The 18591-nt window shown below is 70.0% G+C and carries 19 protein-coding genes and 1 pseudogene; 11 read left to right on the forward strand and 9 right to left on the reverse strand.

What is annotated here, in order from left to right:
* The first annotated feature begins 21 nt into the window (after window positions 1–21).
* Both EDD92_RS42045 and EDD92_RS42050 read left to right on the forward strand, forming a co-directional pair.
* Window positions 22–960: an alpha/beta hydrolase gene (locus EDD92_RS42045; RefSeq protein WP_123969140.1), complete on the forward strand. Its 939-nt coding sequence runs from the start codon at window positions 22–24 to the stop codon at window positions 958–960.
* Between the two features lie 10 nt (window positions 961–970).
* On the forward strand, window positions 971–1681 hold the full coding sequence (locus EDD92_RS42050) for a YafY family protein (RefSeq protein ID WP_123969141.1): 711 nt from the start codon (window positions 971–973) through the stop codon (window positions 1679–1681).
* Here the strand turns inward: EDD92_RS42050 and EDD92_RS42055 are convergent.
* The gene (locus tag EDD92_RS42055) at window positions 1678–3090 is read right to left on the reverse strand and encodes an amino acid permease (RefSeq protein WP_123969142.1); all 1413 of its coding nucleotides are present in this window, start codon (window positions 3088–3090) and stop codon (window positions 1678–1680) included. The two genes, EDD92_RS42050 and EDD92_RS42055, sit on opposite strands and share 4 nt — an antisense overlap.
* A gap of 181 nt (window positions 3091–3271) precedes the next feature.
* Here EDD92_RS42055 and EDD92_RS42060 point away from each other — a divergent pair, with 181 nt between their 5' ends.
* From EDD92_RS42060 to EDD92_RS42075, 3 genes are all read left to right on the forward strand, one after another.
* A complete protein-coding gene (locus tag EDD92_RS42060) occupies window positions 3272–3649 on the forward strand; it encodes a 2-oxoglutarate and iron-dependent oxygenase domain-containing protein (protein ID WP_123969143.1) in 378 nt (125 codons plus the stop codon).
* Between the two features lie 194 nt (window positions 3650–3843).
* The gene (locus EDD92_RS42070; RefSeq protein WP_123969144.1) at window positions 3844–5067 is read left to right on the forward strand and encodes an RNA-guided endonuclease TnpB family protein; all 1224 of its coding nucleotides are present in this window, start codon (window positions 3844–3846) and stop codon (window positions 5065–5067) included.
* 96 nt (window positions 5068–5163) lie between these two features.
* Window positions 5164–5337: a hypothetical protein gene (locus tag EDD92_RS42075; RefSeq protein WP_260327152.1), complete on the forward strand. Its 174-nt coding sequence runs from the start codon at window positions 5164–5166 to the stop codon at window positions 5335–5337.
* A gap of 4 nt (window positions 5338–5341) precedes the next feature.
* Here EDD92_RS42075 and EDD92_RS42080 read toward each other — a convergent pair.
* Together EDD92_RS42080 and EDD92_RS42085 are read right to left on the reverse strand one after the other, a co-directional pair.
* Window positions 5342–5750 (reverse strand): annotated as a pseudogene (locus EDD92_RS42080) (pyridoxamine 5'-phosphate oxidase family protein).
* A 118-nt stretch (window positions 5751–5868) separates the two neighbouring features.
* Window positions 5869–6447, reverse strand: a complete 579-nt coding sequence (locus EDD92_RS42085; protein WP_123969145.1) for a cysteine hydrolase family protein — start codon at window positions 6445–6447, stop codon at window positions 5869–5871.
* A 154-nt stretch (window positions 6448–6601) separates the two neighbouring features.
* On the opposite strand from EDD92_RS42085, the gene EDD92_RS42090 reads away from it, so the two are divergent.
* The gene (locus tag EDD92_RS42090; protein WP_123969146.1) at window positions 6602–7627 is read left to right on the forward strand and encodes a GlxA family transcriptional regulator; all 1026 of its coding nucleotides are present in this window, start codon (window positions 6602–6604) and stop codon (window positions 7625–7627) included.
* A 53-nt stretch (window positions 7628–7680) separates the two neighbouring features.
* Here the strand turns inward: EDD92_RS42090 and EDD92_RS42095 are convergent, their stop codons facing one another.
* The gene (locus tag EDD92_RS42095) at window positions 7681–8142 is read right to left on the reverse strand and encodes a universal stress protein (protein ID WP_099933044.1); all 462 of its coding nucleotides are present in this window, start codon (window positions 8140–8142) and stop codon (window positions 7681–7683) included.
* Between the two features lie 88 nt (window positions 8143–8230).
* Here EDD92_RS42095 and lysX point away from each other — a divergent pair, with 88 nt between their 5' ends.
* On the forward strand, window positions 8231–11509 hold the full coding sequence (gene lysX / locus EDD92_RS42100) for a bifunctional lysylphosphatidylglycerol synthetase/lysine--tRNA ligase LysX (protein ID WP_123969147.1): 3279 nt from the start codon (window positions 8231–8233) through the stop codon (window positions 11507–11509).
* Window positions 11510–11513: 4 nt separating this feature from the next.
* Here the strand turns inward: lysX and EDD92_RS42105 are convergent, their stop codons facing one another.
* On the reverse strand, window positions 11514–12284 hold the full coding sequence (locus EDD92_RS42105; protein WP_123969148.1) for a hypothetical protein: 771 nt from the start codon (window positions 12282–12284) through the stop codon (window positions 11514–11516).
* Window positions 12285–12573: 289 nt separating this feature from the next.
* On the opposite strand from EDD92_RS42105, the gene EDD92_RS42110 reads away from it, so the two are divergent.
* Window positions 12574–13428: a polysaccharide deacetylase family protein gene (locus EDD92_RS42110; RefSeq protein WP_123969149.1), complete on the forward strand. Its 855-nt coding sequence runs from the start codon at window positions 12574–12576 to the stop codon at window positions 13426–13428.
* A gap of 30 nt (window positions 13429–13458) precedes the next feature.
* Here EDD92_RS42110 and EDD92_RS42115 read toward each other — a convergent pair whose 3' ends face one another.
* Window positions 13459–14133, reverse strand: coding sequence for a class F sortase (locus EDD92_RS42115; RefSeq protein ID WP_123969150.1), 675 nt, complete (start codon window positions 14131–14133; stop codon window positions 13459–13461).
* Between the two features lie 332 nt (window positions 14134–14465).
* Here EDD92_RS42115 and EDD92_RS42120 point away from each other — a divergent pair, with 332 nt between their 5' ends.
* Window positions 14466–14960: a hypothetical protein gene (locus EDD92_RS42120; protein ID WP_030935128.1), complete on the forward strand. Its 495-nt coding sequence runs from the start codon at window positions 14466–14468 to the stop codon at window positions 14958–14960.
* A 133-nt stretch (window positions 14961–15093) separates the two neighbouring features.
* Here the strand turns inward: EDD92_RS42120 and EDD92_RS42125 are convergent, their stop codons facing one another.
* The 3 genes from EDD92_RS42125 to EDD92_RS50580 form a co-directional block, all read right to left on the reverse strand.
* Window positions 15094–15648: a hypothetical protein gene (locus EDD92_RS42125; protein ID WP_123969151.1), complete on the reverse strand. Its 555-nt coding sequence runs from the start codon at window positions 15646–15648 to the stop codon at window positions 15094–15096.
* A gap of 202 nt (window positions 15649–15850) precedes the next feature.
* Window positions 15851–16615 (reverse strand): DUF4239 domain-containing protein, encoded by a 765-nt coding sequence (locus EDD92_RS42130; RefSeq protein ID WP_123969152.1) that lies wholly within the window; start codon window positions 16613–16615, stop codon window positions 15851–15853.
* Window positions 16616–16631: 16 nt separating this feature from the next.
* Complete coding sequence (locus tag EDD92_RS50580) at window positions 16632–16769, reverse strand: hypothetical protein (protein ID WP_221268194.1); 138 nt, start codon at window positions 16767–16769, stop codon at window positions 16632–16634.
* Between the two features lie 13 nt (window positions 16770–16782).
* Between EDD92_RS50580 and EDD92_RS50585 the strand changes: the two genes are divergently transcribed.
* Both EDD92_RS50585 and EDD92_RS42140 read left to right on the forward strand, forming a co-directional pair.
* Window positions 16783–17265, forward strand: a complete 483-nt coding sequence (locus tag EDD92_RS50585) for a hypothetical protein (protein WP_221268195.1) — start codon at window positions 16783–16785, stop codon at window positions 17263–17265.
* A gap of 325 nt (window positions 17266–17590) precedes the next feature.
* Window positions 17591–18556 carry an SCO0930 family lipoprotein gene (locus EDD92_RS42140; protein WP_123969153.1) on the forward strand — a complete coding sequence of 322 codons (966 nt, stop codon included), beginning with the start codon at window positions 17591–17593 and terminating at the stop codon, window positions 18554–18556.
* The last annotated feature ends 35 nt before the right edge of the window (window positions 18557–18591 follow it).

Genomic DNA, 18591 nt, shown 5'->3' on the forward strand with positions numbered 1-18591 from the left:
ACAGCTGCGACCGTCGACGTCATGACGATCACAGACGAGGACTGCCTCGCCGAGACCATGGCATTCAACGAGCAGTTCGAGGCCACTGCCGCAAACCGCCCGGCCCGCGGGCGGGCGCCGGACGCAACCATGCTGGCGTTGCTGCGGCGCAACCGGCTGGGCGGCCACACACCACCGGTGCGCCTGCCGCAGGGCCAGGACCGGGTCGTTGCGGGCGGGGTCGGAGTCCGGATGTTCCTGCCGGACGAGGTCGACGGCGTATATCTGCACCTGCACGGGGGCGGCTGGGCATTCGGCTCCGCGGGCGGGCAGGACGAGAGGCTGTGGCGGCTTGCCGTCCAGGCGCGGCTGGCCGTGGTGAGCGTGGAATACCGCCTGGCGCCGGAGCACCCGTTCCCCGCCGGGCCCGACGACTGCGAGGCGGCCGCGAGATGGCTGGTGGACCACGCCGCAGCCGAGTTCGGCACCGGGCGGCTGCTGATCGGCGGCGAATCTGCCGGTGCCCACCTGAGCGCCCTGACCCTGCTGCGCCTGCGCGACCGGCACCACATCACCGGCGCGTTCCGGGCGGCCCAGCTGCTCTTCGGCCCGTACGACCTGTCGATGACACCGAGCCAGCGGTCGTTCGGCCCCAGGCGGCTGCTCAGCAACACCGACTCGCTGCACGGCAGTTATGAACTGTTCACACCGGGGATGCGGGCGGAGCAGCGCCGCGACCCGGAGGTCTCGCCGCTCTTCGCCGACCTGACCGGACTGCCGCCCGCCCGGATGGTCGTAGGTACCGAGGATCCGCTGCTGGACGACTCACTGTTTCTGGCCCAGCGGTGGCAGGCGGCGGGTGCACCCGTGCAACTCGGCGTCGTCGCCGGCGCGATGCACGGCTTCACCCTGTTCCCGCTGACCATCACCGAGCGGGAACAGGCACGTGAGCGGGAGTTCCTGACCGCTGAGGGAAGGTAGCGTCAGCGCCATGAACCGCACTGCCCGGCTCTATGCGCTGGTGGAAGAGCTGCGCGCGGCGGCACCACGGCCGCTGAGGATCGCCGCACTCGCCGCACGGTTCGAGGTCAGCACCCGCACCGTCCAGCGTGATCTGCAGACGCTGATGGAGTCCGGTGTCCCGGTGCGTACCACACCTGGGCGCGGCGGGGGCTGGACGATCGACCCGGCGACGACGCTGCCTCCGATGCACTTCACCACCGACGAGGCAGCGGCGTTGGCCGCCGCGCTGGCCGCGGCCGACTCCTGCGCCCCCTATGCCGGGGCGGCCCGCACGGCGTACCAGAAGATCGTGGCCTCGATGACCGGTCCCGGCTCGGCGGCGGCCCGGGAGCTCGCCGCACGGATCGTCGCGCTGCCGGCGCGGACCGACCCCGCGGTCCGCGCCGCAGTCGAACAGGCCCTCGCCGACACCTCGGTGCTGCGCCTGTCCTACGTCGACGCGGCCGGACGCGAGAGCGAGCGCGACGTGGAACCGGCCGGACTGCTCACCGCCGCAGGCCGCTGGTACCTCATCGCCTGGTGCCGCACCCGGCGGGCCGGCCGCGGCTTCCGGCTGGACCGGATCGCAAGTGCAGCTCCCACCGGTGAGCAGGCGCACCCACACGACCTGGCCGAACTGCTGCTGGGCTCGGCCGCGGCCGACGCGGTGCCACCTGCTGCACTGGCCCCACTGCCCTAGCGACCGGCCAGCTCCGACCGCCGGTACGAGTACCCGAAGTAGATCCCGGTCCCGATCACGAACCACACCGCGAACCGCACCCAGGTCTGCCACTGCAGATACGTGATCAGCCAGATCGAGGCGACGACACCCAACGCCGGCACGAACGGCATCCACGGCGTCCGGAAGGTGCGCGGCAGTTCCGGACGCCGGTAGCGCAGCACGATCACCGCCGTGCACACCACCACGAACGCCAACAGGATGCCGATGTTGGTCAGTTCGGCCGCCTCGGCGATCGGCAGGAACCCGGCGATGATCGCCGAGGCCACCCCGACGATCCAGGTCACGCGCGTCGGCACGTGCCGCGTCGGGTGGGTCTTGGCGAACCACTTGGGCAGCAGCCCGTCCCGGGACATGGAGAACCACACGCGGGTCACGCCCAGCATGAAGGTGAACATCACGGTGAGGATGCCGATGATCGCGCCCACCGCGATCACATCCGCAAGCCCGCTCAGTCCCACCGACTTGAACGCCGTGGAGAAGCCGCTCTCCTTGTCGATGTCCTTGTAGTCCTGCATGCCGGTCAGCACCAGACAGGCGGCCACGTACAGGATCATCGAGATGACCAGGGAGTAGACGATCGCCTTCGGCATGTGCCGCTGCGCGTCCTTCGACTCCTCGGCCGCCGTCGACATCGCGTCGTAGCCGAACACCGCGAAGAACACCGTCGCCGCACCGGTGAACGCCCCGCCGATCCCGTACGGGAAGAAGGGGTGGTAGTTGCCGGTGTCGATGTGGAAGAAACCGACGGCGATCACCAGCAGCACGACCAGGACCTTGAGCACCACCACGGCGGTCTCGAAGCGGGCCGCGTTCCTGATGCCCAGGTTCAGCAGATACGCGATCAGCAGGCACAGCACGGCCGCGAACAGGTCGACCTTGTGCCCGCCGCCAGTGCTCGGTGCGCCCAGCATCCACTTCGGCAGCTCGGCACCCATGTCCTCGACCAGGAAGCTGAAGTAGCCGGAGATACCGATCGCGACCACCGCCACGATCGCCGTGTACTCGAGCAGCAGATCCCAGCCGATGAACCAGCCCGCGAACTCGCCGAGCACCGCATAGCCGTACGTGTAGGCAGAACCGGCCTTCGGGATCAGCCCCGCGAACTCCGCGTACGACAGCGCGGCCGCGGCGCTCGCGACGCCGGCGATCAGGAAGGAGACGAGGACTGCGGGCCCCGCCGTACCGTTGGCCACCGTGCCGGCCAGAGTGAAGATGCCCGCGCCGATGATGCCGCCTACGCCGATCGCGGTCAGCTGCCACAGCCCCAACGACCGGTCCAGACGGGTGCCTTCGCCGACTTCCGTCTCCTCGATGTGCTCGATCGGTTTGCGGCGGAGAATCCCCTCGCCCATCCGGAGCCGGGCCATGCGCCTCACCTCTTCACGTTCGGCAACGGCTGACGGCCGATCATGATGGCCCAGCGGCGCCCGGGAGGGAAGACACCGCGCAGCTACCTGGCCGTACCAACTGAACTGAACGGCTGTTCAGGAAGGAGGGGCCGCAGTAGTTTGGCGCGCAACCACTCGCATCGCTCGCGGAGTACCTCGAATGAGCAGCGACAAACAGCCCCTGACGCCTCTTCGGACCTTCGGGCCACCGCCCGTCGTCGACAGCTCGGACACCGACCGGACGCTCGGCCGGGCGATGATCGCAGCCTGGCAGGCGGACGGCATCTTCCAGATCCGCGCCACCCCGGCCCAGCAGGCCGTCACCGAACGGGCGTTGGCCGCCTCCCGCGCCTTCTGCGCCCGCCCGCTGCGCGAGAAGGCCGCGCACGTCTCCGACCTCACCTACAGCGGCTATGTCGCCTCGGGCGAGGAGGAGACCGCGGGTGAGCGGGACGGCTCGGAGATCTTCACCGTCTGCCCCGACATCCCCGCCGACGACCCGCGCGTCATCGAACAGTCCTGTTGCCCTCGCCGTTGAACTCCACCAGGTCGCAGTCGAAACCGTACTCATCGACGGCATGATCTCCCCCATCCGCCTCAAGTGGGCATCGGTGAACACCTTGTGCCGGAACTTGGTCACGAAGACCAGTGCACGTGCATCACGAAAGTGCAGCGCCGACCAGTTCTGATCTCCTGCATCTCACCCACAGTCCAAGATCTACGGTGGTGGTCATGCAGCTCAGGTACAGCTTCAGCCTGTACCCGGACACTGGTCAGCAGACGGCGTTGGCGAAGGCGTTCGGGTGCGCCCGTGTCGTGTTCAACGACGCGGTCCGCACCCGTGAAGACGCCCGAAAGGCCGAGCAGCCGTTCCCGACGGCCGGTCAGCTGTCCCGGAAGCTGATCACCGAGGCCAAGCAGACGAAGGACCGGTCCTGGCTGGGCGAGGTGTCCGCCGTCGTCCTGCAGCAGTCCCTGCGCGATGCCGAGAAGGCGTACCGCAACTTCTTCGCCTGCCTCAAGGGCGAGCGCAAGGGACCGAAGGTGGGAGCACCGCGGTTGAAGTCCCGTAAGGACACGCGGCAGTCGATCCGGTTCACCGCCAACGCCCGCTGGTCCATCACCGGCAGCGGCCGGCTGAACCTGCCGAAGATCGGCGCGGTGAAGGTGAAGTGGTCCCGGACCCTGCCCGCCACCTCCACTTCCGTCACCGTCATCAAGGACGCAGCCGGCAGGTATTTCGCCTCCTTCGTCCTCGACGCAGACCCCGCCGCCGACGCGATGCGGATGCCGGAGACCGACCGCACCATCGGCATCGATCTCGGCCTCACCCACTTCGCGGTCCTCTCCGACGGCACGAAGATCGACTCCCCGCGCTTTTTGCGGCGTGCGGAGAAGAAACTGAAGAAGGCTCAAAAGGAACTGTCCCGCAAGCAGAAGGGATCAAAGAACCGGACCAAGGCCCGCCTCAAGGTCGCCCGCGCCCACGCCGAAGTCGCCGACGCACGCCGCGAGTTCCACCACCAATTCTCCACGAAGCTGATCTCCGAGAACCAAGGGATCGCCGTGGAGGACCTGTCGGTGGCGGGACTGGCCCGCACGAAGCTGGCCAAGTCCGTGCACGACGCCGGATGGTCATCGTTCCTCAGCATGCTGGAGTACAAAGCAGAACGGTACGGCCGCACCCTGGTCAAGATCGGCCGATACGAGCCGACCTCCCAGACCTGCTCCACATGTGGCGTCAAGGATGGACCCAAACCCCTGAACGTCCGGGAATGGACGTGTACCGCCTGCGGCACCGTCCACGACCGGGACACCAATGCCGCGATCAACGTGAAGACGGCCGCCGGACTGGCGGTATCGGCCTGCGGAGCGCCGGTAAGACCGGGAGCGATCCCGGCACAGCGCGAAGAAACAGGAAGCCACGGATTCCCGACCCAACCCCGTGCCGCGTAGCGGCACAGCAACGATCGAGAAGGCCAGAATCCTCGGACTTCAGCCCAAGGAGCAAGTCAAACCCTCGCCTATTTCCACGAGCCGAACTTCAACGCCGTGGCCCGGCCGACAGCCGCCCCGGACTCCGGCGAGTACATCCACTACGGCACCCACTTCACCTCGATGTTCCGGAGGTGCTACGCCGACCGCGTCACGACCCGCAGGATGGACGCGGAGGGCCGCCTGAAGGTCCTCGACCGGCTCCGCGAAGAGGCACTGCACACCGCCTGAACCGTCACGGAGCGGCGGCGTAACTCAGGTCCTGCGCCGTCACGGACTGCGGCCGCAGCCGCAGCCACACCGTCCCGCGGCGCGCCGGATCGTCGTACAGATAGCCCACGAAGCGCTCGTCCCACCGGGTTTCGTCCGACCCGAGGTAGCGGACGAGCTTGCGGCGGCCCCGCGCAACGTCGAACGGCACCAACTCGGCCTTCCCGCGGGCGATCACCTGCCGGACGAGCCCTTTCGTCACGTCGCATTCGTCGACCACGAGCGCCACCTGCGGGTCGGCCGTGACCCGGTCGAACAGCCGCGTCCATGGCCCCCCAGAAGGCGCCGTCCTCCCACAGGAACCAGACCGGCCGCACCGTGGGCCCGTTGGTCGCGATCCGCGCGGTCAGCGGTTGGCGCAGGAAGGAGTCCACGTCGAAGGGGCGAGAAGTCACGGCAGTATCATCGGGCCCTTGAAGCGGCGTGTACACCGACCCGAGACCTAGGTCCTTGTTCCATCCTCCGCCCGGTTGTGGAACTCGGCCGCAGTCGTCAGGCCAGCTGTTTTCCGGAGGCGACGACGACGCCGTACGCGTCGGCGATGGCCGCCAGCGCGCTGCGGTGCAGCTCGTCCGCGGACACGTCCACGATCGACCGGGTGGCGCACGTGTCCGCCGGCACGGTGGGCTTGTTGCCGCGCAGGGCCGCGGACGCAGTCGTGTACGCGACGCACATGTGGGTCATGAAACCGGCGACGACGACGCTCTCGTTCCCGGCCTCGTCCACGAGCGTGCCGAGGTCGGTTCCGTGGAAGGCGTCGGGAGCGTGCTTGACGACCACGGGCTCCCCTTCGACCGGCGCCACACTGGGGTGGATGCGGCCGATCTCCGTGCGGATGTCGTAGGGCGAGCCCTCGCCGTCGTCGTGCTGGACGTGGATGATGCCGGCTCCGGCCCTGCGGGCACGGGCGAGCAGGTCCGAGGCGGCGTCCAGGGCGGCCTTCCAGCCGTCGAGCTCCATCACCCCGCGGGTGTAGGTGTTCTGGTAGTCGACGAGGATGAGCGTCGAGGACGCGAGGGCGGCGGGGGTCTGATCGGCGTTGTCGAGTTCGCGCAGCGTCTTGCTTGCCACAGGTCTTCTCCTGGGTTCTTCCGGGGACTTGAGCGGGTTGTTCAACGACCTGTTGAACACTGTGCGACGCTATGGCGCGAACCGTGGTGTCGGCAATGACGCGCTACTTGCAGAAAACGACGCCCGCGGCCGGGTGCGAAAGCGGGGTTGCAGGATGGGGACCGTGAATCGGCTGATCGTGATCGTGCTCTTCGAAGGCGTCGACCTCCTCGACGTCACCGGCCCGCCGGAGGTGTTCTCCCTCGTCCGGCACGAGACCACGGACGGAGCCGGCTACGAGGTGGTCCTGGCTGCCGAGACCCTGGAACCGGTGACCACGGCGGCCGGCGTGCGGATCCTGCCCGACGCCACCTTCGACGAGGTCGGCGCACGGGCGATCGACACCCTGCTGGTGCCCGGCTCCGTGGAGTCCGTCGAGGTCGACGGCGAGCAGCTCGTCCAGCCCGTCGTCGAGCCCGGCACGGTGGCCTGGGTGAAGGCGTTGGCCCATCGCACCCGGCGCGTGGCCTCGGTGTGCGTCGGTGCGCACATCCTCGCCGCCGCGGGGCTCCTCGACGGCAAGCGCGCCACGACCCACTGGTCGACCGCGCAGCGGCTCGCCGCCGACCATCCCGCGGTGCGGGTCGACCCGGATCCGATCTTCATTCGCGAGGAGGGCGAGGTCTGGACCGGCGCGGGGATCAGCGCCTGCCTGGACCTGTCCCTCGCGCTGGTCGCGGAGGACTTCGGTGAGCCGGTCGCGCTGCGCGTCGCCCGTGAGCTCGTGATGTACCTGAAACGGCCCGGCGGACAGTCCCAGTTCAGCGTGCCGTTGGAGCAGGTGTCCACGACGCGTCGCATCGAGGACCTCCGGCATCACATCCTCAGCAACCTCGACCAGCGCCTCACCGTCCCGGACCTGGCCGCGTACGCGCATGTCAGCGACCGCCAGCTCACCCGGATCTTCAAGACCGAACTCGGCACGACGCCGCACGCCTACATCGAGTCGGCCCGGGTCGAGATGGCCCGCAACCTGCTGGAGACCACCGACGACACCCTGGAACGCGTCGCCTCCGTCTGCGGGTTCGGCACCGTCGACACCCTGATCCGTGCGTTCCGCCGCCGCCTCGCCACGACGCCGAGTGAATACCGGGCGAGATTCCGCGTCGGCCCGGTACGCAGGACGTCAGAAACGGTGTGAGCACGGTTCCGGCAGGTACCGGCCCGACGGGCCCCGCTCCCGCCGGCCTTCGGCTACGGAACGACGGTCACCGGCCACCGCCCCGCCTTCACCAGCCGCACGGCCACCGACCCCACGATCCGGTGCCCGGCCTGCTCGGAGGCGCCCACCACGACCGCGTCCGCCTTCAGCTCGTCCGCCGCCTTGACCAGGCCGCTGTAGGGGTCGCCGCGGAAGGTGTGGAACTCCCAGCGGACCTCGAATATCCCCCTGAGCCGCTCGGTGGCGTCCCGGATGTAGGTCTTGAGGTCCTCGGCGATCTCGTCCGTCGTCTCGGCGACCGGCGCGCCCATCGCCGCGCCCGCGGCCATCACCGGCTGCACATAGACCACGGCGAGCAGCGCGTGCTGGCGCCTGGCCAGGCCGGCGGCATATGCCGCGGCGCGCATCGAGGTGTCCGAGCCGTCCACCCCGACCACGATGACCTTGGGCCCGTCCGTGCCCCGCTCGAACTGGTGCGAGTGCTGTTCCGTCACGGCTGTGAGGCTATCGGAAGCCGCAGGTCCCGCCGCCGTGCGGGGCCTCGACGGGCGAGGCGGCCGAGCCCTTCCTACAGTCGGAACCATGAGTGCCACAGCGGAGGCCTCCCCGCCCAGGGACACCACGGGCCCGATACGGCCGCCCGGAAGCGGTCCGATGAGCAAGGTGCCCGAGGTCTTCGCGGCCTTCTTCGGCGCCCTCGGCCTGCTCTGCGGCCTGCTGGCCCTCATCCCTCCGGTGCGCATCCTGCTGCGCCCGGTGGTCCGCTTCCTCGACGTCCTCATCGTCCCGGTCAGCGCCAACCTCGCCTACGCCGTCTTCCTCTTCCTGCTCGCCGCCGCGACCGCCGCCCGCAAGAAGATCGCCTGGTGGCTGGTGGTCGTCTACCTCGGCCTGCTGGTCCTGGACGACATCCTCGGCGTGGCGCTGGGCCTGTATGTCGAGTCGATCCCGTCCCTCGTCCTCTGCGGTCTCGCACTGACCCTGCTGATCGTCGCCCGCAAGGAGTTCTACGCCGCCTCCCGCCGTGCCGCCGTGCGCCGGGCGCTGGTGGTGCTGCTGGCCGGGATCGCCGTCGGCATCCTCGTCGGCTGGGGCCTGGTGGCCCTCTTCCCCGGCACCCTGCCCGAGAGCCAGCACCTGCTGTGGGCCGCCAACCGGGTCTGCGGCGGCCTGGTGTCGGGCCGTTCCTTCGACGGCCGCCCGCCCCGCGCCCTGTTCTTCCTGCTCGGCCTGTTCGGCGCGCTCGCCCTGCTCAACGCCGCCGCCACCCTGTTCCGTTCGCAACGCCTGGAAGGCGCCCTGCACGGCGACGAGGAACCCCGTATCCGCGCCCTGTTGAAGGCCTACGGCGAGCAGGACTCCCTCGGCTACTTCGCCACCCGCCGCGACAAGGCCGTCGTCTTCTCGCCCAGCGGCAAGGCCGCCGTCACCTACCGCGTCGAGGCCGGCGTCTGCCTCGCCAGCGGCGACCCCGTCGGCGACCGCGAGGCCTGGCCGCACGCCATCGCCGCCTGGCTGGATGTGGCCCGCCGGCACGCCTGGGCGCCCGCCGCCATGGGCGCCTCCGAGGACGGCGCCAAGGCCTTCGCCCGCGCGGGCCTCGGCGCGCTCCAACTCGGCGACGAGGCGATCCTGCACGTGTCCGACTTCGACCTCGACGGCCGCGACATGCGGGTCACCCGGCAGGCCGTGCACCGGGTGCGCCGCACCGGTGCCCACTGCCGCGTCCGCCGCCACGCCACCCTCACCGACGAGGAGATGGAGGAGGTGATCGACAAGGCGGACGCCTGGCGCGACACCGAGACCGAACGCGGCTTCTCCATGGCCCTGGACCGCCTCGGCGACCCGGCCGACGGCGACTGCCTCCTCGTGGAGGCCCTCAGCGAGGACGGCCGCCTCCTTGCCCTGCTCTCTTTCGTGCCCTGGGGCCGCGACGGCGTCTCCCTCGACCTGATGCGCCGTGACCGCAGCGCCCCCAACGGCGTCATGGAGTTCATGGTCGCCGAACTGTGCGCGACGGCACCGAAGCTGGGGATCCGCAGGATCTCGCTGAACTTCGCGGTCTTCCGCTCGGCCTTCGAGGAGGGCGCCCGCATCGGCGCCGGACCGGTGCTGCGCCTGTGGCGGCGCCTGCTGCTGTTCTTCTCCAGATGGTGGCAGCTTGAGGCGCTGTACCGCTCCAACGCCAAGTACCAGCCGGAGTGGTACCCGCGCTTCATCTGCTACGGCGACGCCGGCTCCCTCGCCCGCATCGGTCTGGCGTCCGGCATCGCCGAAGGTTTCGTTTCGGTACCGTCCTTGCGCAAACTCTGGGGAAAGGGGCACCCGAAGGGCGCGCCGCGGCCCGCGACCACCGAGGGCCTGCCGTCGCTGTCGGCGCTCGGCCTCGACGGAGGGGGCGAGGCCGGGCCCGGCGATCCCCATGCCGGCCTGCCCGAACAGGTCCGCATCCGGCACCGCACCCTCGACCGGCTGCGCGCCGACGGCACCGACCCCTACCCCGTCGGCATCCCGCAGCGCACCCACGCCCTCGCCGACGTACGCGAGGGCCAGCAGGTCACCGTCGCGGGCCGCGTCATGCTGGTGCGCGACTTCGGCGGCATCGTCTTCGTGACACTGCGCGACTGGTCGGGTGACCACCAACTCGCCTTCACCCGCGAGGACTTGGGCCCCGCCCTCGACCGCTTCACCGCCGACTCGGACATCGGCGACCACATCAGTGCCACCGGCCGGGCCGGTGTGAGCGACAAGGGCGAACCGACCGTCTTCGTCACCTCCTGGCAGTTGATCGGCAAGTGCCTGCGCCCGCTGCCCGACAAGCGCCGCGGCCTGGCCGACCCCGAGGCCAAGGTCCGCATGCGCTACCTCGACCTGGTCTCCAGTTCCGACGCCCGCCAGGTGATCCGGGCCCGCTCCACCGCCGTACAGGCCCTGCGCCAGGGCCTGTTGAGCCGCGGCTACCTCGAGGTCGAGACCCCGATGCTGCAGCAGATCCACGGCGGCGCCAACGCGCGCCCCTTCACCACCCACATCAACGCCTACGACCTCGACCTCTACCTGCGCATCGCGCCCGAGCTGTACCTGAAACGGCTGTGCGTCGGCGGCCTGGAGAAGGTCTTCGAGATGGGCCGCACCTTCCGCAACGAGGGCGTCTCCTACAAGCACAACCCCGAGTTCACGATGCTGGAGGCCTACCAGGCCTTCGCCGACTACGACGTGATGCTCGACCTCACCCGCGAACTGATCCAGGGCGCGGCGAGTGCTGCCTTCGGCGCGCCGGTCGCCCGCAAGGACGGCCAGGAGTACGACATCTCGGGCGCATGGCCGGTCAAGACGGTGCACGGCGCGATCTCGGAGGCGCTGGGGGAGGAGGTCGACGCGGACACGGAGCTGCCGGCGCTGCACCGGCTGTGCGACCGCGCCGGCGTGCCGTACACGCCGGACGACGGCCGCGGCGACGTCGTACTCGAAATGTACGAACGCCTGGTGGAGGAGAAGACCCGGCTCCCCACCTTCTACAAGGACTTCCCGACCGACGTCTCCCCGCTGACCCGCCAGCACCGCACCGACCCACGGCTGGCCGAGCGCTGGGACCTGGTCGCCTTCGGCACCGAACTCGGCACCGCCTACTCCGAGTTGACCGACCCGGTCGAGCAGCGCCGCCGCCTCACCGCCCAGTCCCTGCTGGCCGCCGGTGGAGACCCCGAGGCGATGGAACTGGACGAGGATTTCCTCGACGCCCTCGAATACGCCATGCCGCCCACCGGGGGTCTGGGCATCGGCGTCGACCGGCTGGTCATGTTCCTCACCGGCCTGACGATCCGTGAGACGCTGCCGTTCCCGCTGGTGCGCCGCCGCTGACCACTCAGTGCAGCAGGTGCAGATCGTCTCCCCAGGAGTCGAGGACGTCGCCGTGCCCGGCCTCCCGCGCGGCCCGTGCGAGGTCGCCGAACAAGGCGCGCTGGGTGTGCGGATCGCCGTCGGCCAGCAGGCGGCGCAGCACCGGCAGCAGCCGCCCGGCGCTCCACCGGTCCTCGCCGAGGGGCTGCCGCTCGAGCTCCCACTGCAGGTACTTGTTGTACGGCCGTACCCGCCGGTGCAGCGCGAAGAGCACCTCCAGCGCGTACGGCACGCTCTCGGCGGCATCCAGGTGGCCCATGGCGTCGCGGCCGTCGCGGTAGCTCTTCAGGGAGCGGTAGGTCTGGTTGACGTAGGCGTCGAGGTATCCGGCCGCGGCGGTGCGCGCCTCGTCGGGGTGCAGGGTCCGCTTGCGGTCGAGGACGGCGGCGATCTCTCCGTCCAGCCGGTCCAGGAGCACGCGGGCGTGCACGTACGAGTACCGGCTGAAGGCCGCCGGGTCGCCGGGCAGTCCGCGCCGGCGGAACTCGGCGAGCGTGATGACCACCAGGTCCAGATGGGCCGAGCGGAACCGGTCGAGCTCGCTGAGCGGCGTGGCGTCGCGGTCGCGCAGCACGACGTGCAGGTCGTGGTCGGAATGGACGGTCGGCATCCCGTCGTGCACCTGGGAGCCGCTGAGGACCAGTCCGGCGACCGAGGGGTCGGCGCCGGCCCGGGCGACGAAGGCCGCCAAGGTGGCCTCGGGGGTGTCGCCGGGAGCAGGAGGAAGCGCAGGCATGTCGGTGATCTCTCCGAGCGGAAACGTGTACGGCCGAAAGACGACGGCCGCGGATACGAAGACGGACCGGTTCGCTTCTGCGGCATCCGGGACGCCGCGCGGGAGATCACTGCACGGACCCGACGGTATCCGCAACGTCGGTATGAAGGAAAGCGAATTCGGCGCGTGGGCCGCGGGCTACCCCGCCCGTCGCAGACACGCCAGGCGGCTTGGGCCGGGCGTGTGTTTTCCTGCCGCCGCTGCGGTGTCGTGGGGGACCGTCGGACCTGGTTCGGGCGACTGATGAGTCATGAAGAAGGATCAGTTGCTCACGAGACGCCGGGCGTTGATCGCCGGTGCCGCCGCTCTGGGCGCGGCCGGCGCCGCCGGGGTGCTCGCGTCGGGAGGGGGCGACGAGACGGCTCGGCCCGTCGCTCCCGCTCCCGCCCCCGCCCCCGATCCCGCACCCCAGGAGAGCTCTGCGCTCGAGCCCTCCGACTACCGCCTCCAGCCGCTGACCGGATACGGGCAGGTGCGCCCGGCACCCCGCAGGACCCGCGTGCGGCATCACCCGTTCCTGCGCGTGTACGGCCGCGGTCGCACCATGGTGCTGACCTTCGACGACGGGCCCGACCCCCGCTACACCCCGCACATCCTGGACACCTTGGCCGAGCACGACGTCCGCGCCATGTTCTTCGTGTGCGGGGAGATGGCCGTCGACAACCAGGACCTGTTGGCCCGGATGGCCGACGAGGGCCACATCGTCGGCAACCACACCTGGACCCATCCCCTGCTGACCCGCCTGAAGCGGTCCGAGATCCGCTCCGAGATGAAGCGCACCAGCGACGTCATCGAGGACGCCTACGGCGAGCGGCCCCTGTGGTTCCGCGCGCCCTACGGTGCCTGGAACCGTGCGGCCTTCCAACTCGGCGCCGAGATGGGCATGGAGCCCCTCGCCTGGACGGTCGACACCCTCGACTGGTCCACCCCGGGCACTCGCACCATCGTCGACCGGGTCGAGGACGGCGCAGCCCCCGGCGTCGTGGTGCTCTCGCACGACGCCGGGGGCAACCGCTCCCAGAGTGTCCGGGCCCTGCGCCACTATCTGCCGTACCTGCTGGATTCCGGCTACCACATCACCGTGCCCAGACGGCGGCACGCATAGCCGGACTCCGCCCGCCCGGCCGGGGCACGCTCAGCGGACCTCGACCAGGCGGGCGAAGGCGACGACGTTCCCGTCGTAACCGCGCTTCTTGGAGAAACCGCCGCCGCAGGTGATGACCCGCAATTCAGCGGCGCCCTTGGAGGCGTAGACGCGGTCGCCCGGGAAGTTGTTCTTCTCGAAGACCTCGATGCCGTAGATCTCGAACACGGCCGTCTTTCCGTCCTTGCGGGCGATCTCGACGCGATTTCCCTTCTTCAGCGCCCCGAGGTTGTAGAACACCGCGGGGCCCTGTTTGTTGTCGACGTGGCCGACCACCACCGCGGTGCCCTTCTCGCCGGGGGTGACGGCACCGGTGAACCAGCCGGCCAGGTTCGGGTCCTCGGGGGGCGGTGCGCCGACCCAGCCGTCCGCGGCCAGGCCGACCGGCAACACCGGTGCGTCGACCCGGATCGTGGGGATCCTGACCCGGTCGGGCGGGGAGTACGGCAGCGGCTGAACGGCGTCGGCGGCGCCCACGGCGGCGGGGACGTGCCTGTCCGCTGCTGCCGCACTGGCCGGCTGCGGCGGGCCCACGTCGAACTCCCCCGAACCGTTCCGAATGAGCGCGATGCCGGTCAGCAGAACAAGCGCTATGACGCCCCAGGGGGCGCGCTTCTTCCGTCGCTCCTCCTCTTCGGCCAGTTCGGCCAGTTCGGACGCAGACATTCGTTTCCCCTCTCGACGAGGCCGTAGCCGCGTCAATTCGCGCATGACGCAACGCTAGATGGCCTGTGTGAAACCGGCGACGGGGCGGATGCGAACGGGTGGCCTGCCCGACGGCGGTGCGCCATCCGAGTTGCCGCGCACAGGAAATTTCTGACGGTCCGTGACCTGCGGATATATCTGATTATCTGCTTATTGCTCGGCGTGTCCTCTCACCAGGACGGACCATCGCCGAAATGCGGGCGCGTCCACTGCATCTGACTGTCTTTCTGGGAGGCGCTTTCTCGCCGACATTGCCGGGGACGGGACCCGGGGCGTCTTCCGCGGAGGATCACATGAGTAGTCATCGTGCCCTGGCGGTCTCAGCCGCCGCGGTCGCCGCCCTCGGCCTTGCCGCACCGGCGGCCGTCGCGCGGGACGGCATGAACTTCAACCCGAGCAACATCGTCGCGCTGCCCAGTGTCATCGCCCGTGGCGGGCAGTTGACCATCACCGTCGACGGCTGCCCGGGCGGAGCCACTGCGACCTCGGACGCGTTCCCGAGCACCCAACTGATGACGGTCGCAGGCAGCAACACGGCGAGGGGCACCGCGACGGTGAACAGGGACGCGAGAAACGGTTCGCACCCCATCACCGTCACCTGTGGCGGCAAGTCCCTGACCAACCCCGCCGCCTTCACCGTCATCGGCGGTGTCCAGGGCGGGTTCGGCGGCGGCAGCTCCACCGGGGCGACGCCGACCGACGTGGCCATCGGCGGCGGGCTCGTGGCCGCGGCCGTCATCGCCGGCGGAGCGTTCTGGCTGCGCCGGAGGTCCGAGAAGCGGATCTGACCCTTCCGCCTTCGGAGAGCAGACCGCACAACGAATTCCCAGAGCGGATCGCACATCAAGTCCGTTCAGCAGATCGCACGTTGAAGGGCCTTCGCCCCGATTCCCCAAGAGGAGTCGGGGCGATGGCCCTTTGTCAGGCACCTTCCTCGCCGCTGCGGCGGCGCGAGAGGTGGTACGCGGCGCCGACCGAGCCCGTGATGAGGGCGAGGCCCATGCCGATCTCCCTGAGGTCGAACCCGGCGATGCTGCCGCCCACGCCGGCGTGCACACCCCGGTGGGGGTGGTCCGGGATCGGGACGGGGTCGACCGGCACCGGTCTCGGGTGGTGCGGGCGGCCGCCCACGATGGTCAGATCCGTGGATCCGCTCGCGCCGTCGCAGGAGAATGTCACCTGATACACCGCACCCGGCTTCGCGTCCCGGTCCACCACCGCCGTCGCCCAGGACCGTCCCGGCGGAATGACGACCGTGTCGAACACCACCGATGTGACCCTCGCAGGCCCCTTGCAGTCGCCGTCCCGGTTCACATGCAGCTTGACCTCGCTGCCCGCCGCGACGGTCGACGGCAGCACACTGAAGCCGAACGGCGTCATGTTGTGGCCGTCGTCCCGTGCGACGGCGACGGGTGCGGACAGGGCGAGGGCGCTGACGCCCAGCAGAGCGGCCGAAGCAATGCGTATCGCGCGCATGGTGGTTCCTCCGGTCCCCGAGGAGCAGCTGCGGACCCGTTCCGCGGTGGCGCTGAATGCACCTCGATAACCGAAACGCTAGGAACGGGTGTCCGATCGCGCGATCGCTGTAGAGCGAATGGGGCAAACGTATGGGCCACCCAGGGGACGGCATCGGCGTGGCGCGCTTCCCCGGGTGGCCCGTCGTGTGACGGCCTGCCGGTCAGGCCCGGATGTGCGGGAAGAGGTTGAGGAAGGGTGCCGCCGACGCTGTGATGCCCCGGGTGTAGGGCGCGTCGAAGTCCCAGATGAGGAAGAGCAGGAACGCGATCAGGGCGGAGAACAGCCCGGCGAGGACCAGTTCGCGCATGGTGCGTCGGATCTGCAGAGCGAAGACCATGCCGATGGTCACCACGGCCCCGGCGAGCAGCCCGAACCACACCACGCCCGGCATGGTCGCCCCCATGGCGTCGGCCCGGGCGCTGCGGGCCTGGTCCGCCGCGGTGACCTGGTCCAGCAGCGGCTGGTAGGCCTGGGCCTCGAAGTCGGACTTCGGCTGGTAGTCGGTGACGTCCTGGCGGATGCTGCCGAAGAGTTCGTCGCCGCGCGCGGTGACATGCCCGTCGTCGGCCATCGTCTTCCACTCCGTGTTCACGACGTGTCCGACATAGGCGTTGACATCGTCCCGAATACGGTCACGGATGTCGGCCGGATAGACCCGCACCCGCTCGGAGATCTCGTGCAGCGCGACGGCCTCCGACTGCACATGGTCCTGGGCGGCACTGCGGCCCTCCCACACCCCGGCGATGGCCAGGCCCAGGACGATGGCGTACACCACGCCGATCCACATCGTCATGTACTCGATGACGTCCGGGGTCTCGCTGGGGTCCTCGTCCACGGGTGCGGCCCGGTGCCGTACGAAGGTGACGATGACCACCACGGCGCAGGCGGCCAGCATCGCGAGGGTGAGAACAAGCCATTCCGACAAGAGATGCCTCCAGGAATCAGCGCGGCCGCAGCGCGGCGACGGCGATCAGGGCCGGGACCGTGATGAGCAGGACAAAGGTGACGGGTGAAGGACCGCCGCGCGGCGACCGCTTGGGCGCCGGCGCCCGGTAGCGCGGATAGGCCACCGGGGCCACGAACGGACGGCGGGTGGGCTTGGCCGACGGCTTCGGGGCGGGGGCAGGGGGCGGCGCGGCCGGGGGAGTGACGTGCGGGCGCGGTGCCGCGGGCTTCGGAGCGGGCGGGGCAGGCAACGGCGGTTCCGGCTTCGGCGTCGGCTTCGGTGTGGGGGCGGGCGCCGGAGGCGGCGGCTTCGGCTCGGGCGGCGCGGGCCTGGGCGTCGGAGTCGGAGTCGGCGTCGGCGTGGGTGTCGGCGTGGGCTGGGGGCAGATCGGCGGAGTCGGCCAGGCGAGGTCTCCGGCAACCGCCACCGCCCGAGTGCCGTCCGGCCCGACCGAGGCATACGCACAGGCATCGGCAGCCGCGACGCCGGCCGGCGCCCCCACCAGGATCCAGGTCAGCGACACCACCCAGGCCAGACGCGCCCCAAAGGGGCGCGGGGAACTGCGCGACCAGCCACGACGGCGCCGCAGACGAAGGATGCCCAATCGCTCCACACCCCGCGGAGCGTGAAGCGCCAACGCCCTTGCAGCGAAGGAATTTTGGGTCGGTTCGGGTCCATACACGCCGAAGATCATGAGCCCTGGTGCGCCGGGGGCACGCCGTATCGCGCCCCGATTGGCTCGAACGGGGGACGAGCCCCGTACGGCGGTTTGATCGCCGTGCACCGCGGCGCACAAGGAAGCGCACGCACGTGCGATCTGCCGCACCGGTGCCACAGGTTCCGAAAAGAAATTTGTGAGGCGGTTGAACACAACCGTGGGTCCCATTCGTACCCATGCTCGTGCGGCGACGCAGTAGGGCGCTGCAACACCTTTGCGATTATGGGGAGTTGACGATGAAGACCTCCTGGCGGAGCGCCTCACTCGTGGCAAGCGCTGCGGCCGTACTGGCGCTGACGACGGCGTGCGGTCAGGAAAGCGGCACGTCCTCGGTGGGCAGCCAGAACGTGGGCGCCACTGCCGCGGCGGGCGATTACGGCAGCGTGGGCGCCGGAGCCGGCGCGGGTGCGAGCGCCAGCCCCAGCAATGGCTACGGTGCCGACGGCCAGAACGCCGGCACCCAGTCCTCGGCCGCGGGCAAGCTCGCCGTCACCCAGAACGCCGAGCTCGGCAAGATGCTGACCGACGGCAACGGCATGACCCTGTACCGCTTCGACGAGGACACCGCCGAGCCGCCCAAGTCCAACTGCGACGGCGACTGTGCCAAGGCGTGGCCGCCGGTTGCCGCGGACGACGCCGCGGCCGGAGCCGGCATCGACAAGGCTCTGCTCGGCGAGGTCACCCGGGCCGACGGCACCAAGCAGCTGACCATCGGCGGCTGGCCGGCGTACCGCTATGCGAAGGACACCAAGGCCGGGGACGTGGCCGGTCAGGGTGTGGGCGGCAAGTGGTTCGCGCTGGCCCCCGACGGCAAGAAGGCCACCCTGGCGAGCCTGCCCGGCCTGTCCGTCCGCAAGGACCCCAAGCTGGGTGACATCGTCGTCGACAAGAACGGCATGACGGTCTACCGCTTCCTGAAGGACGTGGCCTGGCCGAAGCCGATCTCCAACTGCACCGGTTCCTGCCTGGAGAAGTGGCCGGCGGTCGGGATCGTCTCGAAGGACGACACCAAGGGCATCGAGAAGAAGGGCCTGATGGGCTTCACCCGGCCCGACGGCGTCAAGCAGATGACCGTCGACTGCTGGCCGGCGTACACCTTCTCCGGCGACGCCAAGCCCGGGGACACCAACGGCCAGGGAGTCGGCGGCACCTGGTACGCCATGTCGCCCGACGGAAAGCCGGTCGGCGCGCCGAAGAAGTAGCCATCACACCTCCCCAGGGTTGATTGCACCGGACA

This window comes from Streptomyces sp. TLI_185, from assembly GCF_003814765.1.
In the GTDB taxonomy this organism is placed as follows: domain Bacteria; phylum Actinomycetota; class Actinomycetes; order Streptomycetales; family Streptomycetaceae; genus Streptomyces.